Source organism: Aquabacterium sp. UBA2148 (assembly GCF_002328915.1).
Classification (GTDB): Bacteria; Pseudomonadota; Gammaproteobacteria; order Burkholderiales; family Burkholderiaceae_C; genus Aquabacterium; species Aquabacterium parvum.
Genome location: NZ_DCXA01000070.1, coordinates 3,854 through 7,249, shown reverse-complemented (window position 1 = coordinate 7,249; position 3,396 = coordinate 3,854). Strand labels below are relative to the sequence as shown.

The window sequence follows — 3,396 nt, the reverse complement described above, 5'->3', positions numbered from 1 at the left end:
TGCCTTCTTTGTAGACCTCGGGGGTGGCCACCCAGCTTTCGGTCGAGGCACCGGGCACGGCAGGCGTCTGGCGCCCGCCCAGCACCAGCGTCGAGCCGTTGGCCAGCGTCAGCACGGTCGGGTACCAGCGCAAAAACGCCATGGGCGCCTGGGCCGAGTACAGCGCGTTGCTGCGCCAGTCGAACAGGTTGACGTCGTTGATCGAGTAATTGCGCACGCCGTTGATGGTGCGGTCGCCCCCGGTCAACAACACCGCACCGCTGGCAGGCAACACGATCTGACCGCTGCAGAAGGTGTCGGCGCCCGTGGTGTTGGGCAAGGTCAGGTGTGAAGTGGCGCCCGTGCCCTTGCTCGGGTCCCAGACGTCGTAGGTGAACTGACCGGTCTGGTTGCCCTGACCGTCTGTGCCGTAGGTCAGCAGTCGGCCATCTGGCAGCAGCGCAGCGTGGATGGGGATCAGGGGCCAGCTCACCACCGGGCCGAAAGAGCCGCGTTGATAGGTGTCGGTGGCCGCGTGCACTGCGGGGCTCAGCACGCCCACCAGGACGGCACCAGCGGCACCCATCACCCTCACGCCACCCGCCTGCACCTTGCTTTTTCGGACACAACGACCATCGAACGAACCGACGAAGGGAAGACCGGGATGGATGGGCATGGGGGCTCCTGTTTGAATGCGGGGACGCGCTCGAGGCCGCAAAAATGCGACAGAACGTTAACCCAGGCCTGCCAATGTGGCCAGGTTTGCTGCATGGCGAAAGGCATCGACCCCCTCAAGCAGGCGTCAACTGCGCCCCATTGCGGGTCAATCACCACTCCATGCACCGAAATAAGCCGGACAGATCCGGTCTGTTGACACGCTCTGTGATCAGACGGGCGTGCAAAGATGCAAAATCCCTCATATGCTGCACTGCACCATGCACCGATGGCACCCGTCGGCACCCATGGTCAGGCCATGAGGTCCAACCGAGAACAAAGGTCCCGCCATGCTCTACCAGATCTACGAAACACACCGCGCCTGGATCAGCCCCTTCTCCGAGTTCGCCAGCGCGGCCTCGAAGCTCTACAGCAACCCGCTGTCGCCGATGGCGCAAATGCCCTCTGCCCACCGCATCTCGGCCGGCTTTGACCTGGTGCACCGGCTGACCAAGGAGTACGAGAAGCCCGAGTTCGGCATCAACAAGGTGACGGTGGACGGCACCGACGTGGTGATCCAGGAACAGGTGGTTGAAGCCAAGCCGTTTTGCCGCCTGTTGCGCTTCAAGCGCTTCACGGACGACGGCAAGTTGCTGGACAAGATGCGCCTGCAGCCTTCCGTGCTGGTGGTGGCGCCGCTGTCGGGTCACCACTCGACCCTGCTGCGCGACACCGTGCGCACCCTGCTGCAAGACCACAAGGTCTACATCACCGACTGGGTGGACGCCCGCATGGTGCCCACCGAGGAAGGCGCCTTCCACCTCGACGACTACATCAACTACGTGCAGGAGTTCATCCGCAAGGTGGGCACCGATGTGCACGTGATCTCCGTGTGCCAGCCCACCGTGCCGGTGCTGGCCGCCGTCTCGCTGATGGCCAGCCGAGGCGAGCCGACTCCTCGCTCCATGACCATGATGGGCGGCCCCATCGACGCCCGCAAATCGCCGACCGCGGTCAACAACCTGGCGATGAACAAGTCGTACGAATGGTTCGAGAACAACGTGATCTACCGCGTGCCCCCCAACTACCCTGGCGCCGGTCGACCCGTTTACCCGGGCTTCCTGCAGCACACAGGCTTCGTGGCCATGAACCCCGACCGCCACGCCACCTCGCACTACGACTACTTCCTGGACCTGGTGCGCGGTGACGACGACAGCGCCGAGTCCCACCGCGACTTCTACGACGAGTACAACGCCGTGCTGGACATGCCGGCCGAGTACTACCTCGACACCATCAAGACGGTGTTTCAGGACTTCTCGCTGGTCAACGGCACCTGGAAGGTCGCCAACCCCAAGGGCAAGCTCGAGCTGGTCAAGCCGCAGGACATCAAGACCACGGCGCTGCTGACCGTCGAAGGCGAGCTCGACGACATCTCGGGCGCGGGCCAGACCCGGGCGGCGCAAGAGCTGTGCGCCGGCATCCCCAAGGCCCGCAAGAAGCACTACGACGTGATCGGCGCGGGCCACTACGGCATCTTCTCGGGCCGCCGCTGGCGCGAGAAGGCCTACCCTGAGATCCGCGCCTTCATCCTGTCTCACAACAAGTGAGCCCCGGCGCCTGACCGGCATGGGGCGGCTACACTCCCGCCCCATGTCGCCGCACGCCGATCAGATCAACGCCCTGCTGCCGCAGACGCAGTGCACGCGCTGCGGCTACCCCGATTGCGCCAGCTATGCGCAGGCCATCGCCCAGGGCGAAGCCGGCATCAACCAGTGCCCACCCGGCGGAGAAGAAGGCGTGCGCCGCCTGGCAGAGCTCACCGGCCAGCCGTTTGCCCCACTGAGCGAAGCGCACGGCCCGGAGGGCCCGCGCCAGCTCGCGGTCATCGACGAGGCCTGGTGCATCGGCTGCACCCTGTGCGTCAAGGCCTGCCCCGTCGACGCCATCATCGGCACCAACAAGCACATGCACACCGTGATCGAGCCGGACTGCACCGGCTGCGAGCTGTGCATCCCCGTGTGCCCGGTGGACTGCATCTCGCTGGTGCCCGTGCACGCCGAGCCCGCACCCACGGGCTGGGCCGCGTGGTCCGCCGAACAGGCCGATCGGGCCCGTGAGGAGTACGCCTGGCACCAGCAGCGCACGCGCCGCGCCAAGGTCGAGCACGACGAGCGCCTGCAGGCCAAGGCCGAGCATAAGCTGGCGCACCTGCCCGAGGTCAGCAAGCTGACCGAGCCGGCCGAGCTCGATGCCAAACGCGCGGTGATCGAGGCCGCGCTGGCGAGGGCACGGGCGCGGCGACGCAGCGAGTGAATTGCCACGCTGGATGAGCCGGGTGGCCCCTGGATGGCAGGGTGGCAACACGCAGGCCTGACACGCGCGCTCAGCAGACTGTGCAGATCTGGTCCACCCTGCACTGCACACCGCCATGCCGAACCGCGCCCCCGCTTCCGCCTCCCCACGTTTCGCCCTGCGCCCGCTGTGCGCCGCCCTGGCCCTGAGCCTGGCCGCTGCCGCCCAGGCATCGCCCAGCGGCCTCGTCATCAGCCAGGTCTACGGTGCGGGCGGCAACAGCGGTGCGCTGCTCAACGCCGACTACATCGAGCTGTTCAACGCCGGCAGCGCACCCTTGAACCTGGCAGGCTGGTCGGTGCAATACGCCTCGGCCACCGGCTCAAGCTGGGGCAACAAAACCGACCTGCCCGCCTTCACCCTGCAGCCCGGCCAGTACTTCCTGGTCCAGCAGTCCGGCGGCAGCAACGG

3 protein-coding genes and 1 pseudogene are annotated in these 3,396 nt (G+C 66.5%); 3 read left to right on the top strand and 1 reads right to left on the bottom strand.

Annotated elements, in window-relative coordinates; translation table 11 throughout:
• Positions 1-655: pseudogene (locus tag B2W70_RS03795) on the bottom strand (hypothetical protein); the annotation flags it as partial.
• Positions 656-983: 328 nt separating this feature from the next.
• Here B2W70_RS03795 and B2W70_RS03790 point away from each other — a divergent pair.
• The 3 genes from B2W70_RS03790 to B2W70_RS03780 form a co-directional block, all read left to right on the top strand.
• Positions 984-2,240 (top strand): polyhydroxyalkanoate depolymerase, encoded by a 1,257-nt coding sequence (locus B2W70_RS03790; RefSeq protein ID WP_058086414.1) that lies wholly within the window; start codon positions 984-986, stop codon positions 2,238-2,240.
• 43 nt (positions 2,241-2,283) lie between these two features.
• Positions 2,284-2,946 carry an electron transport complex subunit RsxB gene (rsxB, locus tag B2W70_RS03785; RefSeq protein WP_286743013.1) on the top strand — a complete coding sequence of 221 codons (663 nt, stop codon included), beginning with the start codon at positions 2,284-2,286 and terminating at the stop codon, positions 2,944-2,946.
• 115 nt (positions 2,947-3,061) lie between these two features.
• A partial coding sequence (locus B2W70_RS03780) for a lamin tail domain-containing protein (RefSeq protein WP_286743010.1) occupies positions 3,062-3,396 on the top strand: 335 nt, incomplete at its 3' end.